The sequence below is a fragment of the Promicromonospora aerolata genome (assembly GCF_042682255.1).
GTDB classification, from domain to species: domain Bacteria; phylum Actinomycetota; class Actinomycetes; order Actinomycetales; family Cellulomonadaceae; genus Promicromonospora; species Promicromonospora aerolata.
In genome coordinates this window covers 4,869,156-4,884,502 of sequence record NZ_JBHUHF010000001.1, presented here as the reverse complement: position 1 = coordinate 4,884,502, position 15,347 = coordinate 4,869,156, and the positions used below count along the sequence as shown (strand labels likewise).

Sequence of the window (15,347 nt, the reverse complement as noted above, 5' to 3'; positions counted from 1 at the left end):
CACAGAACGATAACGGTCAAAATTCACCCTACCAGAAGTGCCAGAAGTGCCTTCGCAGACGTGTTCCAGTCGTATCCTGCCGCCCGGATCCGTGCGGCGGCCGACCGCTCGGCCCACACGTCGCCGTCGTCGAGCTCGCGGACCGCTGCGACGAACCCGGCGACGTCGTCGGGGTCCACGTACGCCCCCGCGTCCCCGCCCACCTCGCGGAACACGGGGATGTCGCTCACCACGAGGGGCGTGCCGAGCGCCATCGCCTCCACGAGCGGCAGCCCGAAGCCCTCGTCCCGGGAACCTGAGACGAGCGCGGTCGCGCTGCCCAGCACGTCGCGGTAGACCTCGTCGGACGCACCGTCGTGAAACACCAGCGTCCCGGCGCCGGCCAGCTCGCTCAGCCGCGCACGGTGCTCGGGCGCCACCGGGCTCATGAGGTGCAGCTCCCACCCGGGCAGCCGCGCCATGGCGCGCGCGGGCAGCTCGACGTTCTTGTACGGCATGAAGGAACCCATGTACACGAGGGACCGGGTGCGGGACGTCTCGGACCGGCCGCCCGCCAGTCCGGGCAGCCCCGGCGCCTCCGGCACCGGGTCGGGCGCGTTCGGCACCACTGTCACGGGACGCCGGGTCAGCCGGTGGCGCGCGATGAGGTCGCGGGTCGTCTCCGAGACGGTCACCACGGCGTCGGCACGGTTCAGCAGGAGGCGCTGCGGCCACCAGGCGAGGTGGAACGCCCGCCACAGCAGGCGCACCGGGGCCGGCAGGTTCCGCGGCGGGGTGGGGTGCCGGTAGTAGATGAGGTCGTGCAGGGTCAGGACGACGCGGTAGTCACGCCCCCAGGTGCCCATGGTCTGCATGGGGCTGAACACGACGTCGGCCCCCGTCCGCCGCACCTGCCGCGCCACGAACGGCTCGCGCCAGCTGGTCGGGGCGCTCACCAGGTGCCACGGCAGCCCGTCGGGCAGGTGGTCGAGCTGGCGTTCGTCGTTCACCAGCACCTCGACCGGGTGCAGCCGGGCCAGCGCGGTGACGATCCCCGCGGTGTACCGACTGATGCCGTCGTGCCGGCCGACCCGCAGATAGCGGCAGTCGACGACGATCTTCATCCGATCTTCCCTCACTGTTCATCCCGCCCGGCAGCGGCCTCGAGCGCGGCCAGGAATTCGGCGGTCTCGCGGGCGACGACACCCGGTGCCTCGTAGTGCGCCAGGTGCCCGATCCGCGGGACCACCGCGAGCCGCGCATCGGCGAGCGTCGCCTGCAGGACCCGCTGGGACGGCAACGGAGCGACGTCGTCGTTCTCCGACGCGACCAGCAGCGTCGGCGCACCGATCCGCGGGGCGTAGGCGGCGACGTCCGTCCCGACGGAGGCGTGGAAGGACTCCAGCAGGGTGCGCCGGTCGGCGAATCCCGAGAAGTAGCGGTCGTGCTCCGCGTGGATCCAGCGCCGCATCTCCCGGTCGCTGGAGGTGACCATGGCGAGGCTCGCGACGCGGGTGAACAGCGGGTGACGCAGCAGTCCCGTCCCGACCCGTTCGGGCAGGGCTGCGGCCAGCCGGTGCACCCCCACGGTGACGGCGCTCAACGCCCTGCGCGGGCCGTCGAGCGCCGCCGTCGCAATCGGGTTGACGAGCACGAGGCCCCGTACGGACGGAGCGGGCCGGGCCGCGGACCCTGTCGGGCCGGCCACCGTCGCGGCGGCGACGATCGACCCGAAGGAGTGTCCCGCGAGCACGGCATCACCCTCGGGCACGACGGCGGTCAGCAGCTCTGCCGTCCAGGCGGCGTAGCCGGCGACGTCGTGCGCGGTGTCCACCATGGGCGGCGAAGCACCGAAACCCGGGAGGTCAGGGACCCATACCTGCAGGTCAGGGCACTCCTGGACGAGGTGGGCGACGATCGGCTCCAGACCGTGGTGGTCCCCTCGGAGCCCGTGCAGGAACACCATCCGGTGCGGCGCGGTCGCGGCGCCGTACACGCGCACGTGGGCGTGGACGCCACGAATCTCCAGGTCCGCGTCCCGAACGGGCGTGGCGTCCACGAGCGCCGCGTAGGGCTGCTCGTACGATGCCTTGTGCGGTCGGTCGGGCGGCGACGCGGCACGGCGGCGCGGATGCGTGTCGGTGTTCATCGCGCTGACCCTAAGCACGTGTGCGGTCGGCGCGGGAGGGGGCACCGAAAGATGGGGGTAAACCCCCATGCGATCCCGGGGGGAAACCTGGTGGCGGAGAAGGGCATCCTTACGTCACGGTTGTCCCATGCAAGCCATAGCGGTCACCCTCGCAGTGCTCGGCGCCGCCCTGTTCGCCGGGGCCGCCGTCCTGCAGCACCGCGAGGTGGCCGATCTCTACGGGCAGCCCCTCCCCCGCGAACGCATCCTGTCCCTGCGCCGCCTCGGCAGGATCGCGCGGCGACCCGGCTGGCTGGCCGGCTTCGGGCTCGCGGGCGGCGGCACCATCGTGCACGCCGTCGCACTGGCGCTGGCCCCGCTCCGCGTGGTGCAGCCGATCGGGGTGCTCGCCGTGCCGGTAGCGGTACTGCTCTCCTCGCTCCGGTCCCGGCGTGCGCCCGGTCGCAACGTCATCCTCGGCGTCGTCCTGACCATGGCCGGCGTCGCGGTGTTCGTCGCGGCCTCGGTCGGCGGTGCCACCGGCAACCCGCCCCCGCCCGGTTCCACGCTGCCGACCACGCTCGTCGTCGGCGGCGTGGTGCTCGGGCTCGCGACGGCCGGCCTCGCTGTCGGCGGCTGGCTCCGGTGCGTCGCCTGCGCGACGGCGGGGGCCACCGCGTTCGGCCTGCTCTCCGCCCTCATGCGGGTGATCTTCCAGGAGATCTCCGCCGGAGACTCCCGCTGGTACGAACCGCCGGTGCTCGGCGCCGCCGCGAGCGCGCTCGTCGCTCTCGTCGTGGGCGGCTGGCTCGTGCAGCAGGCCTACCCGTCCGGTCCGCCCGAGGTCGTGGTCGCGTGCCTCACCGTCGTGGACCCGATCGTCGCCGTCCTGCTCGGCGCGCTGCTCCTCGGCGAGGGCGCCGACACGTCCGTCGCCACCTGGTTCCTCCTCGGCGGTGCGGCGGTCGCCGCGGCCGTGGGGGTCCTCGTCCTTGCCCGGCTCCACCCAGACGCCGTAGCGGCTCGCGCGGCGCACTCCACCCCTTCGAGACTTCCCGAACCATCGAGAGGTACAGCACAGTGAACCTGCCCGGTACTTTCCGCACGATCCTGATCGGCGCCGACACCTACCCGCCCGCCGTGAACGGCGCGGCCCGGTTCGCCGGCAGCCTGGCGACCGGCCTGGCCCGGCGTGGGTACGACGTGCACGTCGTCGCACCGTCGCCGACCGGCGCGCCGGTGCGCGAGGTGCGCGACGGTGTCGTGCTGCACGGGCTGCGTTCCCGGCGCTACCCGTCGCACGACAACCTGCGCGTGTGTCTGCCGTGGGAGACGCGCCGGGCGGTCACGGAGATCCTGGACGAGGTCCGGCCCGACGTCGTGCACACCAACGGCAGCTTCATCGTCGGCCGCGCCCTGGTCGACGCGGCGCACCGGGAGGGCCTCCCCCTGGTGGCCACGAACCACCTGATGCCGGAGAACATCGTGGGCTATCTCATGGTGCCGAGCTCCATGCACCGCACCGTGGGGCGCTGGGCCTGGCAGGACATCGGGCGCGTGTACGCGAAGGCCGACGTCGTCACCGCTCCCACCCCGCGCGCGGTGGACCTGCTCGCGCAGCACGCCGGCCTGACCCACGCGATCCCCGTGTCCAACGGCATCGACACGGACCGGTACACCACCACCGTCCGCGACGGCCGGGACGAGCCGACCGTGCTGTTCGTCGGCCGGCTCGACCAGGAGAAGCGGGTGGACGAGATCATCCGCGCCTTCGCCCTCCTGCCCGCCGACCTGCCCGGGCGGCTCGAGATCGTCGGCACGGGCTCGAAGGCCGAGGAGTGGGCGGACCTCGCCGCGACCTCCGGCGTCGCGCACCGCGTCCGCTTCCGCGGCTACGTGCCCGACGAGGAGCTGCTCGACGCCTACTCCGCGGCCGACGTGTTCTGCATGCCCGGCGTGGCCGAGCTCCAGAGCCTGGTGACCCTCGAGGCGATGGCCTCGGGCCTGCCGGTGGTCGCCGCCGACGCGATGGCGCTCCCGCACCTGGTGCGTCCGGGCGTCAACGGCTGGCTCTACACCCCGGGCGACGTGCGCGAGCTGGCCAACCGGCTGAGCGACCTCCTCGCGGACGCCGGCCTGCGCCGCCGGATGGGCGGGGCGAGCCGGGAGCTCGTCGCGGCGCACGCCGTGGACGGGACGCTCGACGCGTTCGAGGGCATCTACGAGAAGGTCCGGAGCATGCGCGAGACCCCGGCAGCGGCCTGACCGGTTCCGACCCGTCAGACATCCCCGACGGGTCAGACGCTCAGGTCACCGGAGCGACCTGAGCGTCTGGCACGTCGGTGGGTGGCTCAGCCGCCGAGGATCGGCGTGAGCACCTTGACGAGCTCGTTGCCGCCCAGGAACAGGAACATCGCGGCCACCAGGGCGAGGATCACGTTGACCCACCACCGGTTGCGCCACCGCAGCGGCACCGCCTTCGAGTTCATGAGCACCAGCAGCGTCAGCGCGAGGAACGGCATGAACAGCGAGCCCAGCGCGCCGTAGATCACGACGAGCAGGATCGGCCGGTCCAGGAACAGCAGCGCCATGGGCGGGAACGTCAGCCACAGGATGTACGCCCGGTAGTAGGTGCCGCCCGCGCCCCGGCGCGGGTCGTCGCCCGGCAGGTTGCGCATGGTGGCGACGAAGTCGGCGAACATGAGCGACACACCGTGCCAGACGCCGAGCATCGACGAGAAGCTGGCGGCGAAGAACCCGACGAGGAACAGCGGCGCCATGAAGACCCCGTATCGCTGCGAGAGCACGTCGGCCAGGTCGATGAGCCCCTCCTCGCCGTCCGCCACGGCCATGCCGGCGGAGTAGAGCAGCTCGGCACCCACGATCAGCATGGACACCACGAAGATGCCGGACATGACGTACGCCCACGCGTTGTCGATCCGCATGACGCGCATCCAGCGCGGGGTGGACCAGCCCTTCTCGGCGAGCCAGTAGCCGTAGGCGGCCAGGGTGATGGTGCCGCCGACGCCGCCCGCGAGGCCCAGGGTGTTCAGCACCGCACCCTCGGGGATGATCGGCACCAGGCCGGCCGCGATCTCGCCCAGGTTGGGTGTGGTCAGCAGCGCCGAGCCGACGACGGTCACGAACATGACGCCGATGAGGACCGCCATGACGTTCTCGAACGGCTTGTACTTGCCGAACCAGACGAGCACCAGGCCGGCGACGCCCGCGAGCATCGCCCAGTACCGCACGTCGATCCCGGGGAACAGCCCGTTCAGCGCGAGCCCGGTGCCCGACATCGCGGCGGCGCCGTAGCTGAAGCCCCACACCACCACGTAGACGCCGAAGTAGACGACCGCCCAGAGACCCAGCGACTTCCAGCCGTCGAAGATGGTGCGGCCGGTGGCGAGCGACCAGCGGCCCGCCCCCTCGACGAGCACGATCTTGATGATGACGCCGAGGATCACCGCCCACAGCAGGGCGTAGCCGTAGGTGCTGCCCGCGACCATCGTCGCGACGAGGTCACCGGCGCCGATGCCGGTGGCCGCGACGATGAGGCCGGGTCCGACGATCTTCCAGCGCGGCTTCTCGAGGGCCCCGTCGTACCCCGTGTCCGCCCCGCCGTCCGCCGTCGGCGGGCCCTTGGTCGGGCCGTGTGAAGTGACCTCATTGTCCTTTTCCATGGCGAGACTGTACTCAGGCTTTCACCCGCCGGAAAGAGGCACGCCCGCGGCCCGTCCCGCCGAGTGGGCAGGTCGGGCCGCGGGCGCGGCCAGGAACGGGGGACCTACAGCAGGCCCTGCTCCGTCAGCCAGTCCTCGGCCACGTCGGCGGGCTGCTCCAGATCGACGGAGACACGCTCGTTGAGCATGGTCATCTCCTCCTGGGTGAGCGCAGCGGAGATCGGGTCGAAGATCTCGTCGAGCTGGTCGCCGTACTCCTCGTAGACCTCCTCGCGGAAGACAGGGCTCGGGTTGTAGAGGGGGAAGAATCCCTTGTCGTCCTCGAGCACGGTCAGGTCCAGCGAGGCCACCCGGCCGTCGGAGGTGAACACCTCACCGAAGTTGCAGGGGTCCTGCGCGTCCGCCGCCGTGTACACGAGCGCGGTGTCGAGCACCGTGACGTCGTCCGTCGCGAACTCGAACCCGTAGGTCTCCTCCAGGCCCGGGAGGCCGTCGTCCCGCGTGGAGAACTCGTTCTCGACGCACACCGTCGCGGCGTCCGGGTCGTCCTGCGCGAGGGCGGCCAGGTCGGACAGCGTGGTGGGGTTGCCCAGCTCCTCGGCCGCCTCGGTCGGGAACGCGAGCGCGTAGGTGTTGTTGAACTCCGCCGGCTGCATCCAGACCAGCTGGTTCTCCTCGAGGTCGCGGTCGCGCACGGCCTCGTACTGCTCGATACGGTCCGGGATCGCCTCGGTCTCACCGAAGAAGCTGATCCAGGCGGTGCCGTTGTACTCCCAGTACGTGTCGATGTCACCGGAGGTCAGCGCGGCGCGCGCCGCGTCGGTGCCACCCAGGTTGATCTGGTCGTCGACCTGGGCGCCGGCGTTCTCCAGCGCGAGCTTGGTGATGTTGCCCAGGACGAGCTGCTCGTCGAAGTCCTTGGACCCCACGACGATGTCGGCGCCGTCGAGGGCACCGCCGGTCGCGGACCCGCCGTCGTCACCCCCGCCGCACGCGGTCAGCCCGAACGACAGCGTGACCACGCCCGCCGTGGCAAATGCCTTTTTCATGCGCATAGATGCTCCTTTCCAGAGCGTTGTACGTCGAGAGTGCTGCTCCGCGCGGAGCCCGCTCGCGGGCATCGCGTCACAAGCCCCGTGGGGCGAGCAGCCGGCCGAGAGCCCCGGCCAGGTAGTCGACCAGCAGCGCCAGCGCCGAGACCAGGACCACTCCCGTGATGAGCACGGGCGTGCGGTTGAGCGTGATGCCGTTGTAGACGATGAAGCCGAGCCCGCCCTGGCCGAAGAACGTGCCGAGGGTCGCTGTGCCGACGTTGATGATCAGAGCGGTACGGATGCCGGCGATCATGACCGGGAAGGCCAGGGGCAGCTCGACCCTGAGGAGCACCTGCAGCGGCGACATCCCCATCCCGCGGGACGCCTTGACGGCCGTGCGGTCCACCTGCTCCAGCCCCACCATGGTGTTGCGCAGGATGGGCAGCATCGAGCAGGCCACGAGGCCGATGATCATGGGCCAGAAGCCCAGCGAGGTCCAGAGGATCACGATGGTGATCAGCCCGAACGACGGCACCCCCTGGCCGATGTTCGCCACCCCCAGCACCGCGGGCACCACCGGTCGGGCGAACGGTCGCGAGAGGAGGACGCCGAGCGGGATCGCGAGCACGATCACGATGGCCGTGGAGACCGCGGTCATGTGCAGGTGCTCGAGCGTGCTCCGCGTCAGCTGTTCGGCGTTGAGGGTGCGCCGCTCGATGGTGTCCAGCTCGAGCGAGCCCACCCACAGGTAGGTGGCGCCCAGGATCACGGCGAGCAGCACGGGCATGCCGAACCAGCTCAGCCGGGAGCCGCCGCGCCGCAGCACGGCACGGTCCGACGCTCCGGTCGCCCGGTTGGCGAGCGCGGTGTCCGCCATCAGCGCTCCCGACCGTCGGCCGGCTGCTCGGCGAGCTTCTGGGCGAGGTGGAACCGCTCGTACTCGTCCCGGACCGTCCGGACCACGATCATGATCGTCTCCAGGTCCACGATCCCCTGGTAGGCGCCCGACCCGTCGACCACCACCGTGCAGCCCACGTTGGACGCGATGAGCTCGTCGAGCGCGTCGGCCAGCGTCGCATGGGGCTCGACGACCGCCTCGACGGGCAGGCCCACGTCGGCGAGCGCCGCGCCCTTGTCGGCGCGGGCCAGGTCACGGCTGGTGACCCACCGGACGGGGCGGCCGGCCGCGTCGAGCAGCAGCAGGCACGTCCAGGTGGAGGCGAGCAGCGCGGCCCGCACCTCGGCCACCGGCGCCGAGACGCTCGCCGTCGGCGCGTCCGTCGCCATCTCGATGTCCCGCACCCGGCTGAGGTTCAGCCGCTTCAGCGAGGCGCCCGTCCCGATGAAGTCCGACACGTAGTCGTCGGCCGGGCTCGTGAGCAGGTTCTCCGGGGTGTCGTACTGGGCGATGTGCGACTGGTTGCGCAGCACGGCGATCCGGTCACCCATCTTGAGCGCCTCGTCGATGTCGTGCGTGACGAAGATGATGGTCTTGCGCACCTGCTGCTGCAGCCGGAGGAACTCGTTCTGCAGCCGCTCGCGGGTGATCGGGTCGATGGCACCGAACGGCTCGTCCATGAGCATCACGGGCGGGTCCGCCGCGAGCGCCCTGGCGACACCGACGCGCTGGCGCTGTCCGCCGGACAGCTCCTTGGGGTAGCGCCCGCGGTAGGTCGCGGGGTCCATGCCGACCATCTCGAGCAGCTCGTCCACGCGTGCGGCGATGCGCGCCTTGTCCCAGCCGAGCAGCTTGGGCACGGTACCGACGTTCTGCGCGATGGTGCGGTGCGGCAGCAGCCCGGTCTCCTGGATCACGTACCCGATGTGCCGGCGCAGCTCGTCCGGGTTCGTGTGGGTCATGTCCTTGCCGTCGATGAGGATCTGGCCCGACGTGGGCTCGATGAGCCGGTTGATCAGCTCCATCGAGGTGGTCTTGCCGCAGCCGGAGGGTCCGACGAGCACCGTGATCTCGCCCTCGTCGACCGTGAGCGTGAGCCCGTCCACCGCCGCCTCTGCCGTGCCGGGGAACCGCTTGGTGAGGCCGACGAGCTCGATCATCGGCTTGGCGCCGGATCCGGTCGGGCCGGCCTGCGTCAACGTGTCGGTGGTGGTCATCGGATACCTCGCGAGATGGTGAGTCGGCGGATCAGGACGAAGGCGACATCGAGCAGGAGTGCCAGCACGATGACGCCGAGCGTGCCGCCGTACACGAGGTTGGGGGCGCTCGCGTTGCCCTGGGACCGCAGGCCGCGGAAGATCTCGGTGCCCAGTCCGGGACCACCCACGAGGGCGGCGATGGCCGCGATGCCGACGACGACCTGCGTGGAGACGCGGATGCCGGTGAGGATCACCGGCCAGGCCAGCGGCAGCTCGACCCTGAGCAGCCGTTGGAAGCCGGTCATCCCCATGCCCTGCGAGGCCTTGACCACCGCGGGGCTCACCGAGGCGAGGCCCGTGACCGTGTTGCTCACGATCGGCAGCAGCGCGTAGAGGCTGAGGGCGGCGATCGCGGGCGGCGCCCCGATGCCGAACACCGGGATGAAGATCGCGAACAGGGCCAGCGACGGCAGGGTCAGGAAGAACCCCGCGGTGCTGAGGATCGGGTTGCGCAGGAACCCGTTGCGGTGGGCCACGATCCCGAGGGGCAGGCCCACGACGAGTGCGATCCCCATGGAGAGGAGGACCAGGTTGAGGTGCTCGAGACCGAGCTCGAGAAGGTTGTCATAGTTGCGCGTCAGGTATTCGGTAAAGGTCACAAAGGCTCGTTACGTAGGGGGGTGCTGCGGCCGGCCGCGTGACAGCCCGCGCAGCGACACGGTACGGGCGGTCGACGCGCCGAACGGCCGGATGACCGTCAGCAGGCTGATCTGTGACCTGATCGTAAGGTGCGGTCCAGCCCGGTCACGCGCTGCCCCGGAGCCGCACCGCTCCCGGAATCTCCTGCACAACCGCCGCTCAACGGCGCCTCAACACGGCCCCGGCATCCCGGCACGGCACCGCACACGGAGCTGGACAGGGCAGTGGAACGGCGGCGTGGACAGCGCCGGTACGGGACCCCCACACATTGCATACATCTCGGTGGTGGCAGCCATGGTTGTATGCGATCGTCCCCGTCAGCCTCGGATTGGATTCTCTTCGTGCGCACTCCGTCGTCGGCCACGCTCGGCACCTCGTCCTTCACCCCGCCCGCCGGCCCCGCCACGCGGCCCGACCTCCAGGGCACGTTCGGGATGGTGGGCTCCACCCACTGGATCGCCACCGCGAGCGCCCAGGCCGTGCTCGAACGGGGCGGCAACGCCTTTGACGCGGCGGTCGCCGGGGCCTTCGTGCTGCACGTCGTGGAGCCGCACCTCAACGGGCCGGGCGGCGACATGACCGGCGTCTTCGTCACCGCCGACGCGCCATCGACCCCCCGCGTGCTGATGGGCCAGGGGCCGGCGCCCGCCGGCGCCACCATCGAGCACTTCCGGGCCGAGGGGCTGGACCTCGTGCCGGGCTCCGGAGCGCTGGCGGCGGCGGTGCCCGGCGCCGTCGACGCCTGGCTGCTGCTCCTGCGCGACCACGGCACGTGGGAGCTCGCCGACGTGCTCGCCTACGCCGTCGGCTACGCCCGCGACGGGCACCCGCTGCTCGGCCGGGTCAGCTCCACCCTCTCGCTGGTCGCCGAGCTGTTCCGCGACCACTGGCCCACCTCGGCCGCCCGCTGGCTGCCCGACGGCGCGGTCCCCGGACCCGGCACGGTCGTGACCAACCCGGAGTACGCCGACCTGCTGGACGCCGTCGTCGCCGCGGGTTCTTCCGCCAGGAACCGCGCGGAGGCGATCGACCTCGCCCGGGCCGCCTGGCGCGAGCGCGTGGGCGCGGCCGTCGAGGAGTTCGTCGCGACCCCGCACCGGCACGCCGACGGCGGGGACCACGCCGGGGTCATGACCGCCGCCGACGTCGCGGGCTTCGCGGCGTCCTACGAGGACGCGACCACCGCGACCTTCCGCGGGTACACGATCGCCAAGACCGGTGCGTGGGGGCAGGGGCCCGCGCTGCTCGCCGCCTGCAAGATCCTGGAGGGGTTCGACGACGTCGCACTCGACCCGTCCACCGAGCTCGGCGCCCACACGATCCTCGAGGCGCAGAAGCTGGCGCTGGCCGACCGCGACGTCTGGTTCGGCGACCCCGCCGACGACGACGTGCCACTGACCTACCTGCTCAGCGAGGACTACGCGGCGCGGCGCCGAGCGCTCATCACCGACACCGCGAGCCGCGAGGTGCGCCCGGGCGCCGTTCCCGGCCGACCGACGCCGCCCGTGCCGGCCCTCCGCACCGAGTACGCCAGCGACGCCCCGATCGGCTCCCTGCCGGGTGCCCCGACCGGTGGCGCGGCGGCCGGCGTCGGCGAACCCACCGTCCCGGGCCCCGACTCCCCCGAGCACACCGGTGCCACCCGCGGCGACACCTGCCACATCGACGTCGTCGACCGCTGGGGCAACATGATCTCCGCCACGCCGTCCGGCGGCTGGCTGCAGTCCTCGCCCACCGTGCCCGGGCTCGGCTTCTGCCTGGGCACGCGGCTGCAGATGACCTGGCTCGACCCGGCGTCGCCGTCCGCCCTGGTGCCCGGCCGGCGGCCCCGCACCACGCTCACGCCCACGCTGGTGCTGCGCGACGGCCGGCCGCTGATCGCGCTCGGCTCCCCGGGCGGTGACCAGCAGGACCAGTGGCAGCTGCTGTTCCTGCTGCGCGTCCTCGTCGGCGGGTACACGCCCCAGCAGGCGATCGACGCACCGGCCCTGCACACGACGTCGTTCCCCGGCTCGTTCTGGCCCCGTACCTGGACGCCCGGCGGAGCGGTCGTGGAGGACCGGCTCGGCGACGACGTCATCACCGGCCTGGAGCGGCGCGGCCACGTGGTGACCCGGGCCGGCGACTGGGCGCTGGGGCGGCTGTCCGCCGTGACCCACGACCCGGCCACGGGACTGCTGGGCGCCGCGGCCAACCCGAGGGGCGCGCAGGGTTATGCCGCGGGGCGCTGAGGACACCGCCCGGCCGGTGTCCGTCCAGGACGCGATCCGGCGGGACATCATCGCCGGTGTGCTGGTTCCCGGCGCCCGCGTCACCGAGAGCGCCCTCGCCCAGCGCTACGACGTCTCACGAGTGCCGGTCCGGGAGGCGCTGCGGGGCCTGGAGAGCGAAGGCTTCGTCGACTCGCTGCCGCACGTGGGCTCGCGTGTGGCACCCATCCCGGTGCACGACGCCGACGACCTGTTCGCGGTGCGCGAGGCCCTGGAGGTGTCCACCGCGCGGAGCGCCGCCCGCCGGGCGGCGAACCTGTACACCGGCGTCGAGAGCCCCGACGACTGGTGGCGGATCCGCCGCGAGATCGCCGCGCTGCTCGACGCCGGGGACGGGTTCGCCGCCGCCGCCGACCTCGATCCGCTGGTCGCCCTCAACGACCAGCTGCACCTCCGGATCGCCGAGCTGAGCGGCAGCGCCACCCTGACGCGGCTGCTGCGCCAGCTCTCGTGGAAGATCGAGTGGCTCTACGCCGCCGACGCGCAGCCCCGCGGCAAGCGGCTCTGGCCGGAGCACCGCGTGCTGGTGAGCGCCATCGACGCCGGCGACGGCGAGCGCGCCGCCGCGCTCATGGCCGCGCACGTCCGCGAGTCCCGGATCGGCTACCTGCTGCGGTACGGCGTCACGACCCCGAGCTCGGACCCGGTGGTCGCGGCGGCGGTGGAGGAGCGTCGGCAGGCCCGCGGACGCTGAGGGACGCCGACGTCCGGGACCGTGCGGGCGTCCGGAATCCAGCGTGGACGGAGTGCGACCGGCCGGCGCCGTTACGGTGGGACCGTGATGATGAGCGAGCAGACCGGGGCAGAGCACGAGGGCTGCGGCTGTGGCTGCACCCCGGGACGCGAGGCGTTCGTCCCGCTCGGCACCCGACCGGCCGACGACGGCGACGCGGCCGCGACACCCGCGCGCGGCCCGCACGGCGTCGAGCAGGCGACGGTCCCCGCCGGGACCTTCACCATGGGCGACTCGTCGGGCGACCAGAACGCCGGCGACGGCGAGGCCCCGCTGCACGAGGTGACGCTCGACGCCTTCGAGATCGACGCGACGACCGTCACGAACGCCGACTTCGCGCGGTTCGTCGACGACACCGGCTACCGGACCGAGGCGGAGACCTATCGCTTCTCCGCCGTGTTCCACCTCGCCGTTGCGGCCGACCCCGCCGACATCCTGGGCCAGCCCGGCGGCACCCCGTGGTGGTTCGGTGTGCGCGGTGCCGACTGGGCCCACCCCGGAGGGCCGCGGTCCGACATCGACGGGCTCGACGACCACCCGGTCACCCACGTCAGCTGGAACGACGCCCTCGCCTACTGCGCCTGGGCCGGCCGGCGCCTGCCCACGGAGGCCGAGTGGGAGTACGCGGCCCGCGGCGGGATCGACGGCGCCAAGTACCCCTGGGGCGACGCCGAGGTCAACGACGGCGGCTGGCGCGCCAACATCTGGCAGGGCACCTTCCCGCAGGTGAACACTCTGGACGACGGCTGGCTCACCACCGCACCGGTGCGCACCTTCGAGCCCAACGGCTACGGGCTCTGGCAGCCCGTCGGCAACGTCTGGGAATGGTGCCAGGACTGGTTCGACCCGGGCTACTACGCAGACTCCCCCACGGCCGACCCGCCGGGCCCGGCACAGGGCACGGTACGGATCCTGCGCGGCGGCAGCTACCTGTGCCACATCTCGTACTGCAACCGCTACCGCAACTCCGCGCGGTCGTCGAACACCCCCGACTCGTCGATGGGCAACGCCGGCTTCCGCACGGTCGCGCTCAGCTCCGCCGGGGCACGAGCATGACGCACAAGAGGTTCCCCCAGCGCGTCTACCGCGACGGCGGAGAGCCCGACCCCCGGTTCAGCCTCGCCAACGAGCGCACGTTCCTGGCCTGGCTGCGCACCGCGCTCGGGCTCTACGCGGGCGCGTTCGCCCTCGAGGCGCTCTCCTTGCCCGCCTCGACCGGCTGGCGCGTCGCCGCGGCAGGCGTCTTCCTCCTCCTCGGCACGGTCGCCGCGGTCCAGGCCTGGCTGGGCTGGTCCGCCACCGAGACGGCGCTACGCCTGGGCCGGCCGCTCCCCGGCCTCGCCGTCGGCGGGCTGCTGGTCGTGGGCATCGTCGTCGCCGTCGCCCTCGTCACGATCGGGCTGTTCGTATGAGCCAGGACCACGGCATCTACGATCCCGGCCTCCAGACCGAGCGCACGCTCCTCGCCTGGCGTCGCACCTGCCTCGCCTTCGGCGTCGCCAGCCTCGTCGCCATGCGGTTCACCGTGGAGGCCGCCGGCGTCCTCGCCGTCTTCGCGGGCGTCATCGGCTCCGGCCTGGCGGTCGCCGCCTACGTCGCCGCCGCGGTCGGCTACCGCCGGGCCAACACGGCACTGCACAGCACCGGCTCGCTCGACCACGGGGCCGCCCCCATCGCCCTGGCCACCGCTGCCGCGCTCGTCCTCGGCGCCGCCTGCGCGGGCTACCTGATCCTCAGCGCGCTGAACGGCTGAGCACCCGGCCGGGGCGAGGTCAGGTGGCCACTGGCCAGCCGCACATTGCGCGAGTCCAGGAGGGCCGAGTCATGCAGCTTCACGCGACGTGTGCCCAGGCACGCACCGCCGCACGGATGGCCTCGGACCTGTTCGCCAGCCCCTCAGCCTTGGCTTGCCGATCCAGCGCGGCCAACGTCGCAGCGTCCAGCCGGGCCGGCACTACCTCGCCTGGCCCGTCTCCGACAGGCGGGCGGCCGCGGCCGCGCAGCCGGGTCACGTCATAGCCGGCCTCAGCCTCCTCGGCCCACGCCTGGATCTGTTCTTCGCTCACCGCCTGCCCGCGGATCTTCCTCTCGGTCATGTCAATATCGTATACGTAAAAACACGGCCGTCAACGGCGGGGCGAGGCCTGGTGTAGCGGTGCTCAGGCACAGCGCACTCGGGTGAACACCGTCGGAACGCCCAGGGACTCCCTGAGCCGCTCGGCGTACGGCACCCGGTCGATGGCGGGCACGTAGGCGGCGTCGAGGTGCCGCAGGTAGAGCTGGTCGTCCTCGTAGCGCGGGAGGACGTGTACGTGCAGGTGCCAGACGTCCTGGTCGCCGGCGGGCTCGTTGTGCTGCCGTGTCGACACCCCGTCGCACTGGTAGGTCTTCTTCATCGCTGCTGCGACGCTGCGGGTCAGGTCCCAGACCGCGTGCCCGACGTCGTCCGGCAGGTCGTACAGGTTCTCGTGGTGCGCGCGGGGGAGCACCAGGACCCCGCCGGGGTTCGCCGGCCACCATTTCGGCGCGATCCGCGCGTAGGCCAGGCCGGTCACGCCGACGACGTCGGCCGGCTGGTTCCGCTCGTCGAACACTCCCTGCTGCAGGAGGCAGAACGGGCACTGGTACCCGCTCGGTTCGTGACGGACGCCGAGCACGCCCCCTCGACCGCTCATGCCCCTCCTCATCTGTCGCCCGTCCCGATCGAGCTCTCCGTCGAACGTA

The 15,347-nt window shown here is 72.2% G+C and carries 16 protein-coding genes; 7 read left to right on the top strand and 9 right to left on the bottom strand.

The annotated features are described in order from the left end of the window. Nucleotides 1-23: 23 nt before the first annotated feature. Nucleotides 24-1,103 (bottom strand): glycosyltransferase family 4 protein, encoded by a 1,080-nt coding sequence (locus ACFSL2_RS21780; RefSeq protein WP_377199844.1) that lies wholly within the window; start codon nucleotides 1,101-1,103, stop codon nucleotides 24-26. Nucleotides 1,104-1,114: 11 nt separating this feature from the next. Next, on the bottom strand, nucleotides 1,115-2,128 hold the full coding sequence (locus ACFSL2_RS21775) for an alpha/beta fold hydrolase (protein WP_377199843.1): 1,014 nt from the start codon (nucleotides 2,126-2,128) through the stop codon (nucleotides 1,115-1,117). A gap of 127 nt (nucleotides 2,129-2,255) precedes the next feature. Between ACFSL2_RS21775 and ACFSL2_RS21770 the strand changes: the two genes are divergently transcribed. After that, on the top strand, nucleotides 2,256-3,191 hold the full coding sequence (locus tag ACFSL2_RS21770; RefSeq protein WP_377199842.1) for a hypothetical protein: 936 nt from the start codon (nucleotides 2,256-2,258) through the stop codon (nucleotides 3,189-3,191). After that, entirely contained in the window at nucleotides 3,188-4,372 is a 1,185-nt protein-coding gene (locus ACFSL2_RS21765) for a glycosyltransferase (protein WP_377199841.1), read from the top strand. Before ACFSL2_RS21770 ends, ACFSL2_RS21765 begins: the two co-directional genes overlap by 4 nt. 86 nt (nucleotides 4,373-4,458) lie before the next feature. On the opposite strand, the gene ACFSL2_RS21760 is transcribed toward ACFSL2_RS21765, so the two are convergent. From ACFSL2_RS21760 to ACFSL2_RS21740, 5 genes are all read right to left on the bottom strand, one after another. Next, nucleotides 4,459-5,790 (bottom strand): Nramp family divalent metal transporter, encoded by a 1,332-nt coding sequence (locus ACFSL2_RS21760; RefSeq protein WP_377199840.1) that lies wholly within the window; start codon nucleotides 5,788-5,790, stop codon nucleotides 4,459-4,461. 104 nt (nucleotides 5,791-5,894) lie between these two features. Further along, a complete protein-coding gene (locus ACFSL2_RS21755; protein ID WP_377199839.1) occupies nucleotides 5,895-6,839 on the bottom strand; it encodes a glycine betaine ABC transporter substrate-binding protein in 945 nt (314 codons plus the stop codon). Nucleotides 6,840-6,915: 76 nt separating this feature from the next. Beyond that, nucleotides 6,916-7,701, bottom strand: a complete 786-nt coding sequence (locus ACFSL2_RS21750; RefSeq protein ID WP_377199838.1) for an ABC transporter permease — start codon at nucleotides 7,699-7,701, stop codon at nucleotides 6,916-6,918. Next, on the bottom strand, nucleotides 7,701-8,939 hold the full coding sequence (locus ACFSL2_RS21745; RefSeq protein ID WP_377199837.1) for a betaine/proline/choline family ABC transporter ATP-binding protein: 1,239 nt from the start codon (nucleotides 8,937-8,939) through the stop codon (nucleotides 7,701-7,703). The genes ACFSL2_RS21750 and ACFSL2_RS21745 overlap by 1 nt, the downstream gene beginning before the upstream one ends. Next, a complete protein-coding gene (locus ACFSL2_RS21740) occupies nucleotides 8,936-9,580 on the bottom strand; it encodes an ABC transporter permease (RefSeq protein WP_377199836.1) in 645 nt (214 codons plus the stop codon). The genes ACFSL2_RS21745 and ACFSL2_RS21740 overlap by 4 nt, the downstream gene beginning before the upstream one ends. A 474-nt stretch (nucleotides 9,581-10,054) precedes the next feature. Here ACFSL2_RS21740 and ACFSL2_RS21735 point away from each other — a divergent pair, with 474 nt between their 5' ends. The 5 genes from ACFSL2_RS21735 to ACFSL2_RS21715 all read left to right on the top strand — a co-directional run bounded on the left by ACFSL2_RS21735 (nucleotide 10,055) and on the right by ACFSL2_RS21715 (nucleotide 14,376). After that, complete coding sequence (locus ACFSL2_RS21735) at nucleotides 10,055-11,851, top strand: gamma-glutamyltransferase family protein (RefSeq protein ID WP_377200871.1); 1,797 nt, start codon at nucleotides 10,055-10,057, stop codon at nucleotides 11,849-11,851. A gap of 16 nt (nucleotides 11,852-11,867) precedes the next feature. Beyond that, nucleotides 11,868-12,584 carry a GntR family transcriptional regulator gene (locus ACFSL2_RS21730; RefSeq protein WP_377199835.1) on the top strand — a complete coding sequence of 239 codons (717 nt, stop codon included), beginning with the start codon at nucleotides 11,868-11,870 and terminating at the stop codon, nucleotides 12,582-12,584. A gap of 90 nt (nucleotides 12,585-12,674) precedes the next feature. Further along, on the top strand, nucleotides 12,675-13,679 hold the full coding sequence (locus ACFSL2_RS21725; RefSeq protein WP_377199834.1) for a formylglycine-generating enzyme family protein: 1,005 nt from the start codon (nucleotides 12,675-12,677) through the stop codon (nucleotides 13,677-13,679). Next, entirely contained in the window at nucleotides 13,676-14,035 is a 360-nt protein-coding gene (locus tag ACFSL2_RS21720) for a YidH family protein (RefSeq protein WP_377199833.1), read from the top strand. Before ACFSL2_RS21725 ends, ACFSL2_RS21720 begins: the two co-directional genes overlap by 4 nt. After that, nucleotides 14,032-14,376 (top strand): DUF202 domain-containing protein, encoded by a 345-nt coding sequence (locus ACFSL2_RS21715; protein ID WP_377199832.1) that lies wholly within the window; start codon nucleotides 14,032-14,034, stop codon nucleotides 14,374-14,376. Before ACFSL2_RS21720 ends, ACFSL2_RS21715 begins: the two co-directional genes overlap by 4 nt. Nucleotides 14,377-14,455: 79 nt before the next feature. Here ACFSL2_RS21715 and ACFSL2_RS21710 read toward each other — a convergent pair whose 3' ends face one another. Together ACFSL2_RS21710 and ACFSL2_RS21705 are read right to left on the bottom strand one after the other, a co-directional pair. Further along, nucleotides 14,456-14,719, bottom strand: coding sequence for a ribbon-helix-helix domain-containing protein (locus tag ACFSL2_RS21710; RefSeq protein ID WP_377199831.1), 264 nt, complete (start codon nucleotides 14,717-14,719; stop codon nucleotides 14,456-14,458). Nucleotides 14,720-14,782: 63 nt separating this feature from the next. Beyond that, the gene (locus tag ACFSL2_RS21705; protein WP_377199830.1) at nucleotides 14,783-15,298 is read right to left on the bottom strand and encodes an HIT family protein; all 516 of its coding nucleotides are present in this window, start codon (nucleotides 15,296-15,298) and stop codon (nucleotides 14,783-14,785) included. Between the last annotated feature and the right edge of the window lie 49 nt (nucleotides 15,299-15,347).